Source organism: Phenylobacterium sp. 58.2.17 (assembly GCF_026411515.1).
Classification (GTDB): Bacteria; Pseudomonadota; Alphaproteobacteria; order Caulobacterales; family Caulobacteraceae; genus Phenylobacterium.
Genome location: NZ_JAPMTQ010000092.1, coordinates 1 through 2364 on the forward strand (window position 1 = coordinate 1; position 2364 = coordinate 2364).

Genomic DNA, 2364 nt, shown 5'->3' on the forward strand with positions numbered 1-2364 from the left:
TGGTCTACCACGGCTCTCGGCGAAGCCTTGTTTTGAGGTTAGTTTCCCGCTTAGATGCTTTCAGCGGTTATCTATTCCACACTTAGCTACCCTGCTGCGCAGCTGGCGCCACGACAGGTCCACCAGAGGTGTGTCCATCCCGGTCCTCTCGTACTAGGGACAGATCCTCTCAAGCTTCGTACACCCACGGCAGATAGGGACCAAACTGTCTCACGACGTTCTGAACCCAGCTCACGTACCACTTTAATCGGCGAACAGCCGAACCCTTGGGACCTGCTCCAGCCCCAGGATGTGATGAGCCGACATCGAGGTGCCAAACTTTGCCGTCGCTGTGGACGCTTGGGCAAAATCAGCCTGTTATCCCTAGAGTACCTTTTATTCGTTGAGCGATGGCCCTTCCACGCAGAACCACCGGATCACTATGGCCGACTTTCGTCTCTGCTCGACTTGTCAGTCTCGCAGTCAGGCGGGCTTATGCCATTGCACTCGTCGAGCGATTTCCGACCGCTCTGAGCCCACCATCGCGCGCCTCCGTTACACTTTGGGAGGCGACCGCCCCAGTCAAACTGCCCGCCACGCCATGTCCCGGACCCGGATAACGGGCCGCGGTTAGACGTCAGCGACAACAAGGGTGGTATTTCAAGGATGGCTCCACCGGAACTGGCGCCCCGGTTTCATAGCCTCCCACCTATCCTACACATGTTGCCGCTAACGCCAAGGCGAAGCTGCAGTAAAGGTTCATAGGGTCTTTCCGTCTGACCGCGGGAACCCCGCATCTTCACGGGGAATTCAATTTCGCTGAGCCTATGCTGGAGACAGTGGGGAAGTCGTTACGCCATTCGTGCAGGTCGGAACTTACCCGACAAGGAATTTCGCTACCTTAGGACCGTTATAGTTACGGCCGCCGTTTACCGGGGCTTCAATTCGGAGCTTGCACCCCTCCTTTTAACCTTCCGGCACCGGGCAGGCGTCAGACCCTATACGTCGCCTTGCGGCTTCGCAGAGCCCTGTGTTTTTGATAAACAGTCGCTACCCCCTGGCCTGTGCCACTCTACAAAGGTTGCCCTAAGCAGAGTCACGCTTATCCCGAAGTTACGCGTGCAATTTGCCGAGTTCCTTCAGCATAGTTCTCTCAAGCGCCTTGGTATACTCTACCTGTCCACCTGTGTCGGTTTCGGGTACGGTCTCCGTTGGGGTTATTTCCAGGAACTCCTTCACTGCCAGGACAATCCAATAAGCCCTGACAATTTACGGAATTCGTCACCTCCAACTGGCCCAGGAATATTCACCTGGTTCCCATCGACTACGCCTTTCGGCCTCGCCTTAGGGGCCGGCTAACCCTGCGCAGATTAGCTTTACGCAGGAACCCTTGGACTTTCGGCGAGAGTGTCTCTCACACTCTTTGTCGCTACTCATGTCAGCATTCTCACTTCCGATACCTCCAGCCAGCCTCACGACTGACCTTCACAGGCTTACGGAACGCTCCGCTACCGCGTGCTTACGCACACCCATACCTTCGGCGACTGGCTTGAGCCCCGTTACATTTTCCGCGCAGGATCGCTTGACCAGTGAGCTGTTACGCTTTCTTTAAATGATGGCTGCTTCTAAGCCAACATCCTGGTTGTCAAAGCAATCCCACATCGTTTCCCACTTAGCCAGTACTTGGGGGCCTTAGATGATGGTTAGGGTTGTTTCCCTTTTCACGACGGACGTTAGCACCCGCCGTGTGTCTGCCAGATAGTTCTCTTGGGTATTCGGAGTTTGGTTAGAATTGGTAGATCTCGCGACCCCCGCATCCATCCAGTGCTCTACCCCCCAAGGAATTCGTCTGACGCTCTACCTAAATAGATTTCGCGGAGAACCAGCTATGTCCAGGTTTGATTGGCCTTTCACCCCTATCCACAAGTCATCCCAGAATTTTTCAACATTCACGGGTTCGGTCCTCCAGTAAGTGTTACCTTACCTTCAACCTGCTCATGGATAGATCACCTGGTTTCGGGTCGTCATGCGACGTACTTATTCGCCCTATTCAGACTCGCTTTCGCTACGCCTACACCTATCGGCTTAAGCTTGCACGGCACATGAAGTCGCTGACCCATTATACAAAAGGTACGCCGTCACCACGCGAGGTGGCTCCGACTGCTTGTAGGCTTCCGATTTCAGGTTCTATTTCACTCCCCTCGTCGGGGTGCTTTTCACCTTTCCCTCACGGTACTTGTTCACTATCGGTCATTGAGGAGTACTTAGGCTTGGAGGGTGGTCCCCCCATGTTCAGACAGGATTTCACGTGTCCCGCCCTACTCGAGTCTGTCGCTAATTGACGCCTACGGGGCTATCACCCGCTATGGCCGACTTTTCCAAGTC

1 rRNA gene is annotated in these 2364 nt (G+C 54.7%); it reads right to left on the minus strand.

Annotated features, from left to right (window positions below):
• Positions 1–2364 (minus strand): 23S ribosomal RNA (locus tag OUA97_RS23100); the annotation flags it as partial.